Here is an 18,912-nt window from a genome sequence, read left to right on the forward strand (position 1 = left end):
GTCAGAACTCTATGGTGATGACTCCGGCTGTGTCAGTGGCGGTTACGGGTGGAACTGAGGTTGCAAGCAGGGTCAGATAGGCGTCGAATGCTCCCGGAGCTGAGATGTGGTCGGGCGGGGTCAGTGACTCAGGCAGCCTGTAGGCGGCGGGGACTATGACGGCGATGCCGTTGAGGTCGGTGGTGGAGTGGATTTCGCCTTCGAACGGTTTGACAAGCGGGGGCATGCCCGGCTGTGGTTCGGACGTGTAGCGGACTATGGCGTTGCGGGTGATTTTGCCGTTGGCCACGGCTGCGTGGACTCTGACTGATAACATGTGTCTGGAGAGTGATGGTTTAGAGGTTGTTTTAAATAACCTCTTAGCGGATTCTGACTGTGTGCTGGGCCTGACGGGCTTTGACGTTGTCGTTGCGGCCACGGGTGCGGACGAGGGCTATGGAGTCGATATAGGAGATTTCACCCCGGCCTGCGGAGTAGTGGATGGTGCCGTAGAGGTTGGTTGCAGTCTTGGCAGAGTCGAGGACGAGTGTGAGCTGTTTGCGGCCCTCGGAGCCTTGGTTGAGGGTGACGTATTCGGCGGTGCCGTCGTTGTAGGTCACGGCGAGGGTCATGAACAGGGGCGAGTGGGGGTTGAGCGGACGGGCATAGAGGGTGTAGCGATCGCCGCGTTCCCAGTTGCGCTCTGAGTTGTAGGTGAATGAGATGAAGTCAGAGGGGTTGCCGGCGGTGTTGCGGCGCATGAGCGGTCCGCGCCAGATGTTGACAGAGTCTCCGTCAGGAGTGTCGCGCTGGATTCGGCCGGCGGTTTTTGCTCCGGATTTTTCTACTTCGGCTATACGGGCGTTGAGGATCTCAATGGTCTTGTCGTAGACCTTGACATATTCGGGGAGGTTGTTTCCATACCAGTATAGCGAGGTGTCGAGATCGGCGGTCGTGACTCCGTGGATCTCGCAGATGGATTGCATGAGTGCTCTTTTGACCGAGTCGTTGCGATAGGCTGCTCCATTGGCATCGACTACGGCTTCGCCGGTGTGGAGATCGGCCATGATCTCGGCCATTTTGTCGGGCGATATGACATAGCCGGGAGTTTTTCCGCAGGCAACGAGGAGCAGAAGCAGTGTGGAGACGATGATCAGGGGAAGATGGCGCACGTCGGTGTTCAGAGGGGGGTGAAAGGTGGAATGGTAGGTGGTTGATGTCAGTGTCTGTCAGGAAGTTCCGCGAGGGCTTTCGGGCCGAGGATGTAGCGGTGGTAGAAGAGTATGAGCGCTATGATTCCGCAAGAGATGGCGGCATCGGCGATGTTGAATATCGGCTGGAAGAAGAGGAACTCCTGTCCGCCTACGAATGGGATCCAGTCGGGCCAGACGAAGCTGAAGAGCGGGAAGTAGAGCATGTCAACCACCTTGCCGAGGAAGAGAGGGGCGTAGCCTCCGGCTTCGGGGAAGATGGTGGCGACCTGGGGTGGCATAGGGTTGTTGAAGATCAGTCCGTAGAACACGCAGTCGAAGATGTTGCCTGCGGCTCCGGCTGTCACAAAGGCGAGACATATTATGTAGCCAGCGGGGACTGAGCGCAGCGCCCTAATGCGTATGATGTACCAGATCAGGAAGCCTACGGCAACAATGCGGAAGAGTGTCAGGGCGAGTTTGCTTCCCAGCTCCATGCCAAAAGCCATGCCGTTGTTTTCAATGAAATACAAGTGGAACCAGGAGAAGATCTGCAGGTCTTCTCCCAGATAGAAATGAGTCTTGATCCATATTTTGACAGCCTGGTCGATCAGCACGACAAGGATGATGATCATGGAGGCTATTGCGGTACGGCTTTTGAGCATCGGGCTTTAAAGGGGGGGCGTTAATAAAATCAGTTGAGCAGATTACTTTTTCTTCTGCGAGTTTTTGGCTTCAACGCTGCGGGTGGCGTGGGGGACGGCGCGTAGACGTTCCTTTGGTATGAGTTCGCCGGTTTCACAGCATACGCCGTAGGTCTTGTTCTCGATGCGGATCAAGGCGTTCTGGAGGTGCTGTATGAACTTGCGCTGGCGCTGGGCAAGCTGGCCGGCTTCTTCCTTGGAGAGGGTGCTGGCACCCTCTTCGAGGATTTTGAATGTCGGCGATGTGTCGGCAGTGTCGTTTCCGTCAGTGTTGTTGATCAGGCCGCGCAGAGAGTCGTATTCTTTCTGAGCCTTTTCAAGCTTCTGGAGGATCAGCTCCTTGAATTCGAGGAGCTCCTCGTCTGTGTAACGGGTCTTTTCACTCATTGGATCAAGTGTTGCGTAAAATAGTTTTAGGATATAGATTTACGAAGTAAGAATCTTATTTGTCAAGCGAGATGAGCACACGTGCGGTTACGTCGTCCATCGAGAGTTCCTCAATGCCTTCGGCAGAGTCGGCGAGCGGAACGATTTCGAGAGAGGTGGCGAGCACCTGACGCGAAATGTAGTCGGCGAAGTCACGGATGGCATCGTCGGTGTCGGCTCCGGGAGCGAAGACGAGGCGGATGCGGTCTGTGATGTCGTAGTTGCGGGCCTTGCGGATGTTCTGGATGCGGTTGACGATGTCACGGGCTATGCCTTCACGACGGAGTTCGGGAGTCACGGTGACGTCAAGGGCTATAGTGAGGCTGCCTTCGTTTGCCACGAGCCATCCGGGGATGTCTTCGGAGATGATCTCCACGTCGGAAAGCTCTACCTCGGCTGGTGTGCCGTTGAGGTCGAATGACAGATGTCCGTCGCGTTCGAGAGCAGCGATCGATTTGGCGTCGAGGTTCTTGATGATCTCGGCTGCGGCTTTCATGTTTTTGCCGAATTTCGGGCCGAGTTTCTTGAAGTCGGGTTTCACGCTCTTGACAAGGATGCCTTCGTCATTGCCTACGATCTTGAGGTCTTTGACGTTGATTTCGCTTTTGACAAGGTCCATTATGGCTTCGACGGCGGCGCGGCGCTTTTCATCGGCCACGGGCACCATGATGGTGTGGAGCGGCTGACGCACTTTGAGGTTGACTTTGCGGCGCAGTGCGAGGGCCATCGAGGTGATGTCCTGGGCGAGTTTCTGGCGCTCTTCGAGGTCGGGATCGATGAGCGATGGATCGGCCACGGGGTATCGGTCGAGGTGGATGGAGTTTTCAGAGCCTGTGAGGTCGCGGTAGAGGCGGTCGGCGAAGAAGGGGGCGAATGGCGCCATGAGGAGGGTGACGGTGTGCAGACAGGTGTAGAGGGTCTGGTAGGCTGCGAGTTTGTCATCAGTCATGTCGCCGCCCCAGAAGCGCTTGCGGTTGAGACGCACGTACCAGTTGGAGAGGTTGTCGCCGACGAATTCGCCGATGGCGCGGGCCGCACGGGTGGGCTCGTAGTCGTCAAGGGCTTCGGTCACTTCGCGGATGAGGGTGTTGAGCAGGGAGAGTATCCAGCGGTCGATCTCAGGGCGCTTTTCAACGGGCACCTGCGGAGCCGAGGGGTCGAAGCTGTCTACGTTGGCGTAGAGTGCGAAGAAGCTGTATGTGTTGTAGAGGGTCGAGAAGAGCTTGCGTGAAGTCTCCAGGACGCCTTTTTCGTCATATTTGAGGTTGTCCCACGGCGATGAGTTGGAGATCATGTACCAGCGCACGGGGTCCGCGCCATACTGGCCGATCTGGCCGAAGGGGTCGACGGCGTTGCCGAGGCGCTTCGACATCTTGTTGCCGTATTTGTCGAGCACGAGGCCGTTGGAGATCACGGTCTTGTAGGATATGGAGTCGAACACCATGCCTGCGATGGCGTGGAGTGTGAAGAACCATCCGCGTGTCTGGTCGACACCTTCGGCAATGAAGTCGGCGGGATAGACTTCGCGGTTGTCAAAGGCTTCTTTGTTTTCGAACGGATAGTGGATCTGGGCGTAGGGCATGGAGCCTGAGTCGAACCATACGTCAATGAGGTCTTTTTCGCGGCGCATGGCTTTGCCGGAGGGGGAGAGAAGGATGATGTCGTCGACGTAGGGACGGTGGAGGTCGATCTTCTCGTAGTTGTCTTTGGCGTAGTCGCCGGGAACAAAGCCTGCTTTCTTATAGGGATTCTCGGTCATGAGTCCGGCTTCGACAGCATGTTCGATTTCGGTATAGAGCTGTTCTACTGAGCTGATGCAGAGCTCTTCAGCGCCGTCTTCGGTGCGCCAGATGGGGAGCGGAGTGCCCCAGTAGCGGCTGCGCGAGAGGTTCCAGTCCTGGAGGTTTTCGAGCCATTTTCCGAAACGGCCGCTGCCTGTGGAGGCGGGTTTCCACTTGATGCTGTCGTTGAGTTCCATGAGGCGTTCGCGCACGGCGGTTGTTTTGATGAACCATGAATCGAGCGGATAGTAGAGCACCGGTTTGTCGGTTCGCCAGCAGTGGGGATAGTTGTGGGTATGCTTTTCGATCTTGAAGACCTTGTCAGTGGCTTTGAGTTCCATGCAGATCTTCACATCGAGAGTCTCGGTCTCTTCGGTTGCTTCGGGGTTGTAGGCGTTTTTGACGTACTGGCCCTGCCAGGGGGTGTAGGCTTCGATGTCTACCATCTCTTCAACAAATTTCGGGTCGAGGTCTGAAAGGAGGTAGAAACGGCCTGTCAGGTCGACCATCGGCCGGATGTTTCCGTCGCGGTCGATGAGATGGAGCGGGGGAATGGCGTTCTGCTTTGACACACGGAGGTCATCGGCGCCGAATGTGCCCGCGATGTGGACAATGCCGGTACCGTCTTCGGTGGTCACATAGTCACCTGGTATCACGCGGAATGCGCCTTCGCCGGGATTGACCCAGGGGAGGAGCTGTTCGTAGTTGATGCCGACGAGATCGAGGCCTTTAACCTGGGCTGCGACTTCATAGGGGATCAGTTTGTCGCCTTTAGAGTAGCTGTCGAGAGGCAGATCCTTGGCTTTTGCGTTGAAGAGCGATCCCATGAGGGCATCAGCCGCTACCACGGTCACCGGTTTGCCTGAATAGGGGTTGTAGGTGCGTACTATATTATAGGTGATGTCCGGACCGACAGCGAGAGCAGTGTTGGAAGGAAGGGTCCAGGGGGTGGTTGTCCAGGCGAGGAAGTAGGGAGTTCCCCACTTGAAGAGGATGTCGCGGTAGGGCGCGAGCGCGGGAGCGTTGTCATCAACTACGCGGAACTGGGCCACGCAGGTGGTGTCTTTCACGTCGCGGTAGCATCCGGGCTGGTTGAGCTCATGTGAGCTGAGGCCAGTGCCGGCGGCGGGAGAGTAGGGCTGGATGGTGTAGCCTTTGTAGAGATAGCCTTTTTTGTAGAGTTCGCCAAGGAGCCACCACACGCTTTCGATGTAGCGGTTGTCGTAGGTGATATAGGCGTTCGGCATGTCGACCCAATAGCCCATACGGCGGGTGAGGTCTTCCCATTCGCCGGTATATTTCATGACTTCGCGGCGGCATGCGGCATTGTATTCGTCGACAGAGATCTTCTTGCCGATGTCTTCTTTGGTGATTCCGAGATTTTTTTCCACACCGAGTTCCACAGGTAGACCGTGGGTGTCCCATCCGGCTTTGCGTTTCACCTGGAAGCCCTGCATGGTCTTGTAGCGGCAGAAAATGTCTTTTATAGTGCGGGCAAGCACATGGTGTATGCCCGGCTTTCCGTTGGCGGAAGGAGGACCTTCAAAAAATACGAACGAAGGACAACCTTCACGCTCCGACATTGTGCGGGCGAAGACATCTTCAGCGCTCCACTTTTCGAGCACCGAGTCATTGATTTCCGGCAGGTTCAAGCCGCTGTATTCAGGGAATCTTTTTGACATAGGGTTATGTTTTTGCTAAAAAAGCTATCTGTTGTTATATATTTACAGGTGTTTTCAGAAAATTTTTGCAAAAGTACAAATTATTTCCCGAATAACCTAAAGGGATGGTTTTACCATTTGTTATAGTGTATATTGTCGGCTTTGTATTTGTCTTTCGGAGTCTGCTCGCCGTTGGGGTAGCCGAGCATTACGAGGCTGAGAGGTATGATCTCGTCAGGCATTCCGAAGAGTTTTTTGACGAGGGTGACACGTTCGCTGATAGGGTAGCAGCCACACCAGACTGCGCCGAGGCCTACGGCATTGGCGGCAAGAAGGATGTTTTCGGTAGCGGCCGAGCAGTCCTGCACCCAATAGTCTCTGCCTTCGCCTTCAAGAGGATTGGAGAGGTCACCGCATATGATGATCGCTGCCTGGGCCTTGGCTGCGGGTTTCCAGTTGCCCTGGGCGAGAGAGTCGAGTGAGGCACGTTCGGTAACGACAAGGAATTTCCAGGGCTGGCGGTTGCGGGCTGTAGGAGCGGCCATGCCGGCGCGGAGAAGAGTGTCGATCGTAGCTTCTGAAATCGGAGCCTCAGTGTAGTCGCGGACACTTGTGCGGGTCATTATGTTTTCAATGGCAGCATCTTTTGATGATACGGTGCATGAGGCTGATTCGCAATTGGTGGAGTTGCTGCAGGCTGAGAGAACAAGCGCTGCCAGGGCTGTGAAAACAGAGAGTTTTTTCATTTACGGAAGAACGTGAGAGATAAACAGGTTAAAAGTTGTTGTCGTTGTTTATGTCGATCCTGACTATCACAGGGCGTGTGCCGTCAGGACAAGAGATGACCATTGTCTCCTCTTTCAAAGATGGCTCGCATGAGGTCTGACTTATGGTGGTGCAGATTGCGGCCCACAGTCGCGGGCAGAAGTCGGCGGGACAATGGTCGCCGGGACGGAAGCGAAATTCATCGCCGCTGCTGAACGAGCGGCATGGACCCGCGTCAGGATCGTCAAGAAAGATGGCCTGCAGATCCTGATGGCATTCCCGCCGGAGCACCGAGATCAGGCATCCGGGCGAGGGCATGGAAGCAAGAGACGATCCGGAAACGGACTGAGAAAGTCGCGGGCTTGCAGACGCGACAGCCGGTACAGCTCCAAAACCGAGCGCACCGGCGGCAAGTGATGCTATTTTACAGAAATGACGGCGATCCATTCTATCTGCAAAGTTAAATCATTTCCGCGAGAGTAGGGAGCAAACAATTGTGAAAATAATGAAGATTCCAAATCGAAGTGCAAAACTTTGAGCTAGGAATTATTCATTCTCCTCACTCCTTCTGGCGAGGGGATGCCCAAGCGGCGGGGGCGGCCTAAACCGCCCCAAGAGCGGACAGCAGCAGAACATACTGGCAATACAAAATAAAAAAGGAGACCGAAGTCTCCCTGAGATTAACTAATTTTGTATTGCTAATGTACAGACAATTAACCTCGCAGCAAAGGTCGCAAATTTTCGCCTTACTGCAAAGAAAAACTCCAAGAAAAGAAATCGCCCTCATTGTAGGGTGCAGTCAATCAACACTTTGTCGTGAACTGAAGCGCAATTCCACAACCAAAGGCCACTATCTGTGGGAAAAGGCTCATGCCAAAGCCCTTGAACGCAGAAAGCGCACCACATCCAACAAGAAGCTCGACAGCGTGTTGGTGTGGCGTATAAAACAGATGATTATTGACCACCAATGGTCACCAGAACAAATTCGTGGCGTGTTGGCCAAGGAAGGCGTTTCCGTATCCATACAGACCATTTACAACATTATAAACGCTGATGAAAGCGGAGAACTGCGCCGTCACCGCAGACATCCCGACTTCCGACGACGACCAAAAGGCGAACGCAAACCCACTAAAGCCACCAACATACCAAACCGCACAAGCATACACGACAGACCGGCCGAGGCCGACGGCAAACGCTTTGGCGATTTTGAGATGGATCTTATTGTTGATGCCTACGGGCACGCGATTCTAGTGCTGCTTGAACGCATGACTGGCTTTGTGATGATGGAGAAACTACCTTACGGAAAAAGAGCCAAGCCATTGTCAAAGACTGTCGTGAGAATGCTGTACGCATACCGTAAATATCTTAAAACCATCACTACTGACAACGGCAGCGAGTTCGCGGCACACCTCGACATAACCGCCGGATTACGCATCAAAGGTCTTGATGATGTGACTGTTTACTTTGCCGACAGCTACTGCTCATGGCAGAAAGGAGCGGTCGAAAACATCAACAAACTCATCCGTCAATACATCCCCAAAAAGTCAAATTTCAATGATTTCACTGACCTATACATCAAAAACGTGGCAAAGAAACTGAACTTAAGGCCTCGGAAAAAACTTGGTTTTTCAAACCCGAAAACCGAGTTCTTCAAACAAATCGCTAATTTTGCACTTGCCAGTTGAACCTGCACAATTGTGAAAATAAAAGAAAAGGCACAATAAAAGGGGTGGAATATTTTATTGATTCGGAAAAAACACTTATTTTTGCATCCGTAAAAACGCGATATGCAATGCGGCAGTAGCTCAGTTGGTAGAGCATCAGCTTCCCAAGCTGAGGGTCGCGAGTTCGAGCCTCGTTTGCCGCTCCGATGAAAACAGGCAGTCGGCTTATAGCCAGACTGTCTGTTTTCTCTATTATTTTAGTATGACTAATGAATGAATGTCCGGAAGTTTCACCAGAGTCAGTGAAAAGATCATTTATCCGAGACTGAAAGACCGTGCATGAAAAATAAACTTCTCATAATCCAGTATTCTCTTGCCGGCGGAGGTGCCGAAAAGGTGCTGTGTGACATTCTGAACCGCATAGATTATGACCGGTTTGACGTTACACTGCTGCTGTTTCAGAAATATGGAGTTTATCTTTCTGCAATACCGGAGAGCGTAAGGATAAAGGTGTTTGATCCGGCGCAGATGGCTTTCGGATGGAAACTGCTGTTCAACCGATGGACGGCAAAGCTGGTTCCTTCAGGACTATGGACACGGCTTAAACTGTATAAAGCCTTGGGACTATGCGGGAAATATGACTGTATAGTATCGTTTATGGAGGGCTGGAGTGTGGCTGTCCATTCGAAACTGCGTTCAAGGGCGCGCCGGAATGTCACATGGGTGCATATAGATATGCTTGCCAATCATTATTCCTCTGGATTTTTTAAGAATGAAGCTGCTGAAACGGAGGCCTATGACCGGATGGATGAAATTGTTTTCGTCTCGGAGCAGGCCCGTGAGGCTTTCTTTAAACTTTTTGCCAGGGAATATCCGGCAAGAGTTATATACAACCTGATTGAGAAGGACGATATAATAAGGAAAAGTTCTGAATCATGTCCGGTTGAAAAAAGGCGTAAGTATGTTCTGTGCAATGTGGGACGGCTTGCTCCGCAGAAGCGTCAGGACAGGCTGATTAGGGTTGTTGCCCGGCTGTGGCATGATTACGGACTTGATGTTGAGGCCTGGATTGTAGGAGAAGGAGAACTTGAGGCTGATCTGCGCAGACTGGCAAAGGACCTGAAAGTCGATGATCGGGTTGTCTTCTGCGGTTTTCAGACCAATCCATATCCTCTTATAAAGAATGCCGATATCTTTGTGCTCACATCGGATGCCGAGGGGCTTCCGGTAGTAGTATCCGAGGCTCTCTGTCTTGGAAAACCTATTGTGGCCACGCGGATAACCGGACCGACAGAACTGCTTGCAGAAGATGCCGGTTTGCTGACCTCAATGGATGAAAAGGAGATTGCTCTCAAGATAAAGGCTCTGTTGGATGACTGCGCTCTTCGCAGTCATTATGAGGCAATGGCCCGTCGGCGTTCAGAAATTTTCTGCCCTGACAAGTCGATAGAGCAGATCTATGCTGTCATAAGTGGTGAAAATTCATAGCCGGAAGTTGCAAAATGGCAGTAAAGAGTTTAGGAAATGAACGGTCGGCCCGCAGGCAGATGGCGGTAAATATGCTGTCAGGGGTCTGTGTGTTTACACTCAATCTCTGTGTGTCATTTTTTTTGACACCGTTTATAGTTGAAAAACTTGGTACAGATGCCTATGGCTACATCGGACTTTCGAATAATATAATAGGTTACAGCAGTCTGCTTACAATAGCTGTCAATTCGATGGCCGGACGTTTCATCACGGTTAAGGTTCATGAAGGAGAGTCGGAGGATGCCAATAAGTACATGTCGTCGATTTTCTATATCAATCTGCTGCTTTCGGCGATAATACTTCTGGCTTTGGCTGTGGTGACTGCGTTTTTGCCGGAGCTGATCAATATTCCGGAAGCGCTTGTCGGTGACGTTCAGGCTCTTTTTGCGATGCTTGGAGTCTCGTCTGTGCTTGGACTGATGACCGGGGTTATCTCTGTCGGCGCATTTATCAGAAACCGACTTGATATCACTAATATCAGAAATGTTGTAGGCAGTTTCATCAGGGTTATACTGATGCTTTTGTTATTCGGGCTTTTCGTGCCTCACCTTTGGTATATCGGTCTGACAGTGATAGTGATGGATGTCTATATCATAGGCTCGAATTATTATTTTTACCGTTTGCTGACACCGGAGCTGCATGTCAAGTGGAAATATTTTGATTTCAAGTATGTAAAGGAGGTCACTGCGGCAGGTGCATGGAATCTTATTTCCCGTTTGAGCGAGATGCTGTCAAGAGGATTTGATCTTCTTTTGGCAAATCTGTTCATCAATGCGAATGCGATGGGCATATTGTCGATCACCCAGATTATCCCTATGATGATTCTTGGCTTTTTCAGTATGCTGTCAGGCAATTTCGCTCCGGAGTTCACACGTCTTTATGCTGTTAAAGATTTTAACGGACTGAAAGCAGAACTTCTCCGGGCGGTGAGAGTGACCGGTTTTTTCAGTTGCATACCGTTAAGCCTGCTTTTTGCCTACGGAGATATGTTTTTTAAACTGTGGTTACCGACTGAGGATGCGGTATTATTATACAGATTGTCATGTTTAGGCTCTTTGGGTATGATATTCGCGATACCTCAGGAGCCGTTATGGGCGATATTTACCATTACAAATAAAGTCAAAAAATCTTCAATCAATCTGTTTCTTAATTCGATAGCTATTTTTGCCACAGTGTTGCTGCTTATGTTGCTTTGCACTGACGATATTACTAAATTGCTTGTTTTGGCTTCAGTCAGAACTTTTTATGGCAGTATTAGGGTTACAACGTTTTTGCCGATATACGGCGCTGTCTGCCTGGGGCTAAGCAAATGGTGCTTTTTCCCTGTGATTATAAAAAACGCTATTAACATAGGCGTAGTGACAGCAGCTTCAATCTTGTTCAAAATATTTTTCCTTGATGTTTCATGGATCGGCATTTTGGCAGGATGTGTTTTTACAACTGCTATCGGGATTGGTGTGTCAACGGTTGTATTATTGACGCACAGCGATAGGAAATATTTAGTTACTCGAATAAAAGATAGAATCGGATGAGTTCTGTGTGGTTAAAAATAGGCATAAGGCTTAAAATGTATGCTGCGAGGTATATGAAATGGCGCTCAACCCCATCTCTTAGCCTATGGCGGACGTTGGTTGTGAATTTTTATTTTTTACCTTTCCGGCAGGCAAAAAAGTTGCCGATATATGTTTATGGAGGTTTGAAAATTACAAAATTTATCGGATGTATGGAGATTGTATGTCAGGCAGCAGAAATGAGTCGAGGGATGATCAGGATAAATGCGCCTTCGGAAGCTCCCGGACTTGGGGAGGGGAATACGGAAATAGTTTTGGGGCATGGTAAAATTATTTTTGAGGGACAAGCATTTATTGGACGTGGCTCAAAACTCCTGTTGTGGGGTGGAGGAGTGCTGCGGATTGGCAATAATGCGTTTATAAGTAATGGTGTGATGATCTCATGTTCTGAGTCTATATGTTTAGGCCATAATTTAAGAATGGGACATCAATGCCAGATAATGGATACGAACTTCCATTATACCTATAATACGGATAAACGAAAGGTCAGAAGAAATAATTCGTCAATTGTATTAGGGCATCATTGTTGGATTGGCTCACGGTCATCAATAATGAAAGGTGTCGAGTTGCCGGCATATACTACTGTCGCATCAAATTCATTGGTGAATAGCAATATCACAAGTCAAGAACGGACTCTTATCGGAGGTTTGCCTGCTAAATTGCTCAAAGATAGTTTTTCACGAGTGTTCAATTTCGAACAGGAATGTAAGATCGCAGAGTTCTTTTCAAAGAATCCATCTGCAAAAGAGTATATTCTGACAGAATCTCTTGACCAATATGACTGATCAGATGAAAATATCTATAATTGTTCCGGTTTACAATGTGGAGAGATACATAGAGGAGTGTCTGAAGTCTGTGATGGAACAGAATTTCGGAGGGGCCTTGGATTGCATTGTCGTGGACGATTGCGGAAGTGACAGCTCGATGGCTGTGGTGGAGCGTCTGACAGGTGCATATACCGGGCCGATAGAATTCCGTATTATAAGCCATGATAGAAACCGCGGGCTTTCTGCCGCGCGAAACAGTGGCATACGTGCTGCCTCAGGCGATTATGTCTCGTTTCTTGACAGTGATGACCGTCTGCTCCCCGGTGCGATTGCCGCAATGGCAGTTGTGGCAGAAAAATTTTCAGGTGTTGATATTGTCCAGGGTGACATGTGGCTTAAGAATCCGACCCGTTTCATGGATTTTCTGTGTGTGTCGCCAGTGCTGTTTCCTGAATATAGCGATGACCGGGCGTGGTGCTCGCGGAGTCTGCTGACTGAAATTCCGATGACTGCATGTGGCAAACTGATACGCCGGGAATTCATAACAGGTAATGATCTTTATTTCTGTGAAGGGCTTCTGCATGAGGACGACATGTGGCGCGTCTGTGCGGCGCGTCAGGTCAGGTCTGTGGCATTCTGTTTCACCCCGGTCTATTTCTACCGTAATGACAACGCAGATTCAATCATCCATCGGAAAGACAAGACGCTGAGTTTTGTCAGTCGACTGAAAATCATAGGTAATATGGTGGACGGATTCGGGCAGTCGGACTATAGGGGCGAATGCCGGTATCTTTTTGATGCCTTGCAGTTTGCAGGCAAGGCCCAGGCGTGGGAGTGTATAGGCGACAAGGCTCTTGCGGGAGCGGAACTGAGGCGGCTTGACCGGATGGCCCGCAAATCAAGGCTTCCGGGCTTGTTCAGATTCATGATCCGCTATATGACGCTTCCGGTGCGGATCGGTGACAGCATGTTTGTGCGCCCGTTCTATCTCAGTTTCATCAACCGTTCGTTCAACAAGCTGATGGCGGAGGGGTAGTAGAGCCGGAGACTGGCTGAAACAATGGGTCAGAGATCTTTGCGGGCATTGTGGTCATCGAGAAAGGCTGCGATGTCAGGGTTGGCGTTGAGAAAACGGCGTGAGAATTTGCGGATTACTTCTGAGTAGCTGTGGATGATCAGTGATTTCACCATTTCCTCGCTTAGCGAGCCGGAGAGATCGAGCTGGTTCCAGTATTTTTTGTTCCAGTGCCAGGCAGGCTGGATTTCAGGATAGCGCTCGCGCAGTTCAATTGCATAGACCGGATCACATTTGAGGGTGAAATAGTTGTCGCGGGCAAAACCATAGCAGGCGAAGATCCTGTCGCAGACACGAAACAGCAGATAGTCTTCACCGAAAGCCATGTCTTCGCTTGTGTGGGGCAGTGAAAGGCAGAAAAGTCGGATTGATTCGATGTCGGTCATGGCTGTAATGTCAATGAATGTATAATGGAGCACAAATTTACGAAAATTGCTTATCTTTGCACGTTCTAATATTGCAAATACACAATCAGAATATACATATGACAGAAAAAAGAGCGCAGTTCGCAACGCGTCTCGGTGTGATCGCAACCACCGTCGGTTCGGCTGTGGGACTTGGTAATATATGGCGTTTCCCTTATGAAGCCGGAGTTCATGGCGGAGGAGCATTCCTTCTCATCGATCTGTTTTTTGTTTTTGTGGTCGGGATTCCGGTGGTCTGTGCCGAGTTTATCATCGGACGCCACACGGGGCTGAATGTGCGCGGTGCATTCAAGGCGCTTGCTCCGAAAAGGGCCTGGGGAGTGGTCGGCTACATGGGGCTGCTCTCTTCGTTTCTGATTCTGAGTTTCTATTCGGTTGTGGCCGGATGGACTATGAAATACATAGCTCTGTCACTGTCTGATTTTGACGGGATAAACACTGTCGAGGGGCTGCACGGGCAGTTTGACCGGTTTGCCTCGTCTGACTGGAGTCCGCTTGTGTGCACTCTGCTTTTTCTGCTGGCCAATTATCTGATTCTTGCCCGCGGAGTGCAGAAAGGAATCGAGCGGATGTCAAACATCATGATGCCGTTGCTGTTTGTGATCCTTGCCGTGTTCTGTGTCAACTCGCTGATGATGCCCGGAGCGGCTGACGGTCTGAAATTTCTTTTCAGCCCTGACTTCTCGCAGGTTACCCCCTCAGTTATGATCGAGGCTATGGGGCAGGCATTCTTTTCGCTGAGTCTCGGCCTCGGTTGTCTGATCACATATTCAAGCTATTTCAGAAAGGAGACACCTCTGCTGCGTACTGCGGGTACAATGGCTGCTCTTGACACTCTGGTGGCCATTCTGGCCGGTGTGATAATCTTCCCGGCGGTCTTCACTTTCGGTCTTCAGCCTGAGGCCGGTCCGCGTCTGGTGTTCGAGATCCTGCCGTCTGTGTTCTGCCGGATGCCCGGCACCATGCTCTGGTCCACGCTCTTCTTTGTGCTGCTGTTTGTGGCATCCCTGTCATCGACAATATCAATGAGCGAAATCTGCATATCCTATCTGACAGATGAGCTGGGCATGTCGCGCCGCAAGGCCACCTTTATTAATATAGCGGTCGCAATGGTGCTTGGTTCGCTCTGCGCGCTGTCATTCGGATCGCTTTCCGGGTGGAAGATATTCGGCATGACACTGTTCAATCTTTTTGACTATGTATCGTCCAACATACTCCTGCCGCTCGGCGGTCTGCTGATCTCTCTGTTTGTCGGGTGGGTGCTCGACCGCGCGGTGGTGCGCCGTGAACTCAGCCCTGACGGCACGCGCCGCGGACTGCTCGGAGCGCGGATTGTGGTTTTCTGCCTGCGCTACATCGCGCCCGTCTGCATAGCCACGGTGTTTGTTTTCGGACTTGGAATAGTCAGCCTCTGAGACTTCCTGTTTTCGAGCTTTAGGATTCCCGCAGGATTCTTGGAGTGCCATAGCGTTCTTTTTGCCATACATATGCCTGCGGATTGAAAAATTATTCTTAAGTTTGTGGAAACAAAACTCAGGGATTCAGGTTTAACCCTATGGGCACACACAAATGCCTCCCCTCTAATCATCAGTTACCAATGAAAAAAAAAACTCTCAACATCATCAAGAACGATCCCTGGCTTGAGCCCTATAGCGCCGCGATCATAGGCCGTCATGAAGACGCTCTGCGCAAGGAGCAGGAACTATGTGGTCCTGACGGCAAACTCGACTCATTTGCCAACGCCCACAATTATTTCGGACTACATCGTCAGGCTGACGGCAGCTGGGTGTTCCGCGAATGGGCTCCGAATGCAACCGGGATCACTCTTGTCGGTGACTTTTCCAAGTGGAAACAACTGAAGAAATATGCCCTGAAGCCGAAAGCCAACGGCGTGTGGGAACTCAAACTGAAACCCGATGCAATGAGTCACGGCGATTACTACAAGATGATCGTCAGCTGGGACGGCGGAAGCGGCGAACGCATTCCCGCATATGCCACAAGGGTAGTGCAGGACGAGACAACCCATCTGTTCTCAGCGCAGGTTTGGGCTCCTGAGGCCTATAAGTGGAAGGTGAAGCGCTTCCGCCCCGACACCCGTCCGCTTCTCATCTATGAATGCCATATCGGCATGGCGCAGGAGAAGGAGGGAATAGGCACATATGTGGAATTCCGCGACAAGATACTGCCGCGTATTGCGGCCGACGGTTATAACGCCATCCAGATCATGGCCATCCAGGAGCATCCCTACTATGGGTCTTTCGGCTATCATGTGTCGAGCTTCTATGCACCCTCAAGCCGTTTCGGTACTCCTGAAGAGCTGAAGAGCCTGATAGACCGAGCTCATGAACTCGGCATTGCCGTGATTATGGACATTGTCCACTCTCACGCAGTCAAAAATGAAGTGGAAGGCCTCGGACGCCTTGACGGCAGCTATGACCAGTACTTCTACGGCGATGGCCGACGCGAGCATCCGGCATGGGATTCGCTTTGTTTCGACTATGGCAAAAACGATGTGATCAACTTCCTGCTGTCAAACTGCAAATACTGGCTTCAGGAGTTCCGCTTTGACGGTTTTCGCTTTGACGGGGTTACCTCGATGCTCTATTACAGCCACGGTCTCGGCCAGGCATTCGGAAGCTATGACGACTATTATGACGGCGGCGAGGACACCAATGCCATCACATATCTGACTCTTGCCAACAAGCTGATTCATGAAATAAATCCCCATGCCATAACGATTGCCGAGGAAATGAGCGGTATGCCCGGTCTGGCTGTGCCTGTCAAGGACGGCGGCATAGGGTTTGACTACCGTATGGCTATGGGTATTCCCGATTACTGGATCAAGACTCTCAAGGAGAAGAAGGACGAGGACTGGCATCCGACTTCGATATTCTGGGAACTGACCAACCGCCGTGCCGATGAAAAGACAATCTCTTATGTAGAGAGCCACGACCAGGCTCTTGTCGGAGACAAAACCGTGATTTTCCGCCTGATCGACAAGGAGATGTACTGGCACATGATGAAGGATGACGACAATATGGCAGTGGCCCGCGGCATGGCTCTCCACAAGATGATCCGCCTTGTGACCGCCTCGACCATCAACGGCGGTTACCTTAACTTCATGGGCAATGAGTTCGGCCATCCTGAATGGATAGACTTCCCGCGCGAAGGCAACGGCTGGAGCTACAAGTATGCCCGCCGCCAGTGGGATCTCGTAGACCGCAAGGAACTGAAATATGATCAGCTTAACAATTTCGACAACGCTATGATCCATCTGATCTCCGGAGTCTATAATTTCCAGTCGCTCCCGGTGGTCAAACTCTGGGAGAAGGACGATGACCAGGTGCTTGCCTATATGCGCGGTGATCTTGTGTTTGTCTTCAACTTCAATCCGGTCAAGGCATTCACCGGCTACGGTGTTCTTGCGCCTGCCGGAGAGTATGAGGTGGTGCTGTCGACCGATAGCGCCGATTTCGGTGGCTACGGCAATATTGACGAGAGTGTCCGTCATCTGACTCAGACCGATCCGCTGTTTGCTCCGTCAGGACGTGAATGGCTGCGCCTCTATATGCCTCCTCGCTCGGCTCAGGTGCTCCGCCTTCTCCGTCCGGAACCGAAGAAACCGAAAAGGACACCGAAGAAGTAACTGCTTTCCGGACTGCACCGGCAGTTTCGGGGATAAGATAAGCCGGGCGGCGCTGATCCAGTTGATATCATATGGATCAGCGCCGCCTTGATGTATTGGAGCGTGAATTGTTCAGACGGGGGCTTACTTCACTTTTACGTTTTTGTTCTTGCCGGTGTAGAGAATTTTTTCCTCTGCCGGGGAGGTGAACTTACAGTCGGTCAGAGTGGCGTTGCTGCAGCTGTTGATGGTCATGGCAGCGCCAGAAGCCGAGGTGATGTCTACGTTGTCAAACACAATTCCTGTCGATTCAGACAGCAGACCGCTTTTCTGCGCGGTGAATATCGAGTTGCTGACCTTGATGTTTTCGATAGGCATTTCCGGAAGACCGTTGAACTTGACGGAAATTCCGGAGTTGAACGAGCTGACGCGGGTGATGGTGATGTCGCGGAACTGTGGTGTAGTCTCGTCGACCGGCGGGATGGTTTTTGGAGCGTTTTTCACCCAGTAGTAGAGGTCGAAAAGCAGAGCTTCGCCAACGATGTCGAGCATGTTGATGTTGTCAATGAAGATGTTTTTGACCACACCGCCGCGTCCGCGTGTGCTCTTGAATCGCAGACCGACATCGGTGCCTATAAACTGGCAGTCAGACACGGCCACATTGTTGACTCCGCCTGACATCTCGCTGCCGACCACGAATCCGCCGTGGCCCTGGAATACCCGGCAGTCCTTGACAATGACATTTTCAGTCGGTATGCCGCGGCGGCGTCCGTCTTCGTCCTTGCCGGACTTGATGCAGATGGCATCGTCACCCACATCGAGAGTCGAACGGTAGATGATCACGTTTTTGCATGATTCCACGTCAAGCCCGTCGCCGTTCTGGGCATATTCGGGATTCTTGATGTAGACACCGTCGATTATAAGGTTCTCGCACATCAGCGGGTGGAGGTTCCAGGCAGGAGAATTCTGAAACAATACTCCCTGGAGATAAACGTTCTTGCAGTTGACGAGCTTTACCATCACCGGACGGATGAAACGCTTTATGGCCTCGGCCTCCTCTTTGGTCATGGCTTTGAGTTTGGCTATGCCGTCTTCGCTTTCGCGTATTTTCTCGCCGTCGATATAGTCCTGCGAGGGATACCAAACGTTGTCGTTCACAAGGATTCCGCTAGACTTGATCTTGCGTCGCCACTGCGGAGGTGTCATCTGGTCACGTTTCACCTGACGCCATGCCGCGCCATTGCCGTCGATCACGCCGTCGCCTGTGATGGCGACGTTTTCGAGATCTTCGCCATAGATCGGAGATATTGCCCGATAGGCTTCATAGCCCTCGTAGACGGTATAAATTGCCGGATACAAGTCCGGGTCCGGGGAAAAGAGTATCAGAGCGCCGCCATCGAGGTGCAGGTTGATGTTTGACTTCATGGCTATCGGGCCGGTCATCCATATTCCGGCAGGTACATTCAGAGTACCGCCACCCTTGGCTGCAAGAGCGTCGATAGCATTGGCAAAGGCCTCGGTGTTGAGGGTTTTGCCATCGGCCACTGCGCCGAAATCCGTGAGGCTTACGGTGTTTGCCGGAAACACGGGTTTGTCGATGACGGGCATGTCAAACGGAAGACCGTCATAGAGATGAGCATAACTTGAAGGGGTAGAGGCATTGACGGCAACAGACGCAGCCATATAGAGCCCAAGCAAAACAGAGGTAAGTTTCATGGAAATCAGAGAAGGTGGTTGGTCAAAAGATAGTTG

General features: G+C 51.3%; 16 protein-coding genes and 1 tRNA gene. 8 read left to right on the forward strand and 9 right to left on the reverse strand.

Features of this window, described 5'->3' with window-relative positions:
* Position 1: 1 nt before the first annotated feature.
* The 7 genes from E7745_RS06980 to E7745_RS07010 form a co-directional block, all read right to left on the reverse strand.
* Positions 2-316: a hypothetical protein gene (locus E7745_RS06980; RefSeq protein ID WP_136408531.1), complete on the reverse strand. Its 315-nt coding sequence runs from the start codon at positions 314-316 to the stop codon at positions 2-4.
* 43 nt (positions 317-359) lie between these two features.
* The gene (locus E7745_RS06985) at positions 360-1,151 is read right to left on the reverse strand and encodes a DUF4296 domain-containing protein (RefSeq protein ID WP_124075791.1); all 792 of its coding nucleotides are present in this window, start codon (positions 1,149-1,151) and stop codon (positions 360-362) included.
* 47 nt (positions 1,152-1,198) lie between these two features.
* A complete protein-coding gene (locus tag E7745_RS06990) occupies positions 1,199-1,834 on the reverse strand; it encodes a lipoprotein signal peptidase (protein ID WP_123398347.1) in 636 nt (211 codons plus the stop codon).
* Positions 1,835-1,876: 42 nt separating this feature from the next.
* Positions 1,877-2,260: a TraR/DksA family transcriptional regulator gene (locus tag E7745_RS06995; protein ID WP_107031949.1), complete on the reverse strand. Its 384-nt coding sequence runs from the start codon at positions 2,258-2,260 to the stop codon at positions 1,877-1,879.
* A gap of 55 nt (positions 2,261-2,315) precedes the next feature.
* Entirely contained in the window at positions 2,316-5,762 is a 3,447-nt protein-coding gene (gene ileS / locus E7745_RS07000) for an isoleucine--tRNA ligase (RefSeq protein WP_136408532.1), read from the reverse strand.
* 110 nt (positions 5,763-5,872) lie between these two features.
* Positions 5,873-6,487, reverse strand: a complete 615-nt coding sequence (locus E7745_RS07005; protein WP_124075789.1) for a nitroreductase family protein — start codon at positions 6,485-6,487, stop codon at positions 5,873-5,875.
* 28 nt (positions 6,488-6,515) lie between these two features.
* Positions 6,516-6,953 (reverse strand): TIGR04076 family protein, encoded by a 438-nt coding sequence (locus E7745_RS07010; protein ID WP_124075788.1) that lies wholly within the window; start codon positions 6,951-6,953, stop codon positions 6,516-6,518.
* Between the two features lie 254 nt (positions 6,954-7,207).
* Between E7745_RS07010 and E7745_RS07015 the strand changes: the two genes are divergently transcribed.
* From E7745_RS07015 to E7745_RS07040, 6 genes are all read left to right on the forward strand, one after another.
* Positions 7,208-8,191 carry an IS30 family transposase gene (locus E7745_RS07015; protein WP_136408456.1) on the forward strand — a complete coding sequence of 328 codons (984 nt, stop codon included), beginning with the start codon at positions 7,208-7,210 and terminating at the stop codon, positions 8,189-8,191.
* Positions 8,192-8,300: 109 nt separating this feature from the next.
* Positions 8,301-8,373: transfer RNA gene (locus tag E7745_RS07020), tRNA-Gly, on the forward strand.
* A gap of 136 nt (positions 8,374-8,509) precedes the next feature.
* Positions 8,510-9,658: a glycosyltransferase gene (locus E7745_RS07025; protein ID WP_124075787.1), complete on the forward strand. Its 1,149-nt coding sequence runs from the start codon at positions 8,510-8,512 to the stop codon at positions 9,656-9,658.
* Between the two features lie 14 nt (positions 9,659-9,672).
* Positions 9,673-11,229 (forward strand): lipopolysaccharide biosynthesis protein, encoded by a 1,557-nt coding sequence (locus E7745_RS07030; protein WP_124075786.1) that lies wholly within the window; start codon positions 9,673-9,675, stop codon positions 11,227-11,229.
* 53 nt (positions 11,230-11,282) lie between these two features.
* Positions 11,283-12,053, forward strand: a complete 771-nt coding sequence (locus E7745_RS07035; RefSeq protein WP_124075785.1) for an acyltransferase — start codon at positions 11,283-11,285, stop codon at positions 12,051-12,053.
* A 4-nt stretch (positions 12,054-12,057) separates the two neighbouring features.
* Positions 12,058-13,071, forward strand: a complete 1,014-nt coding sequence (locus E7745_RS07040) for a glycosyltransferase family 2 protein (RefSeq protein WP_168182035.1) — start codon at positions 12,058-12,060, stop codon at positions 13,069-13,071.
* A gap of 29 nt (positions 13,072-13,100) precedes the next feature.
* Here E7745_RS07040 and E7745_RS07045 read toward each other — a convergent pair whose 3' ends face one another.
* Positions 13,101-13,529 carry an MmcQ/YjbR family DNA-binding protein gene (locus E7745_RS07045; RefSeq protein WP_240597792.1) on the reverse strand — a complete coding sequence of 143 codons (429 nt, stop codon included), beginning with the start codon at positions 13,527-13,529 and terminating at the stop codon, positions 13,101-13,103.
* A 65-nt stretch (positions 13,530-13,594) separates the two neighbouring features.
* Here E7745_RS07045 and E7745_RS07050 point away from each other — a divergent pair, with 65 nt between their 5' ends.
* Entirely contained in the window at positions 13,595-14,950 is a 1,356-nt protein-coding gene (locus E7745_RS07050) for a sodium-dependent transporter (protein WP_124075783.1), read from the forward strand.
* A gap of 182 nt (positions 14,951-15,132) precedes the next feature.
* Positions 15,133-17,181 (forward strand): alpha amylase C-terminal domain-containing protein, encoded by a 2,049-nt coding sequence (locus tag E7745_RS07055; protein ID WP_107032908.1) that lies wholly within the window; start codon positions 15,133-15,135, stop codon positions 17,179-17,181.
* A 123-nt stretch (positions 17,182-17,304) separates the two neighbouring features.
* Here E7745_RS07055 and E7745_RS07060 read toward each other — a convergent pair whose 3' ends face one another.
* Complete coding sequence (locus E7745_RS07060; protein ID WP_124075782.1) at positions 17,305-18,876, reverse strand: glycoside hydrolase family 28 protein; 1,572 nt, start codon at positions 18,874-18,876, stop codon at positions 17,305-17,307.
* Between the last annotated feature and the right edge of the window lie 36 nt (positions 18,877-18,912).

It is taken from the genome of Duncaniella sp. C9, from assembly GCF_004803935.1.
Lineage (GTDB): Bacteria > Bacteroidota > Bacteroidia > Bacteroidales > Muribaculaceae > Duncaniella > Duncaniella muris.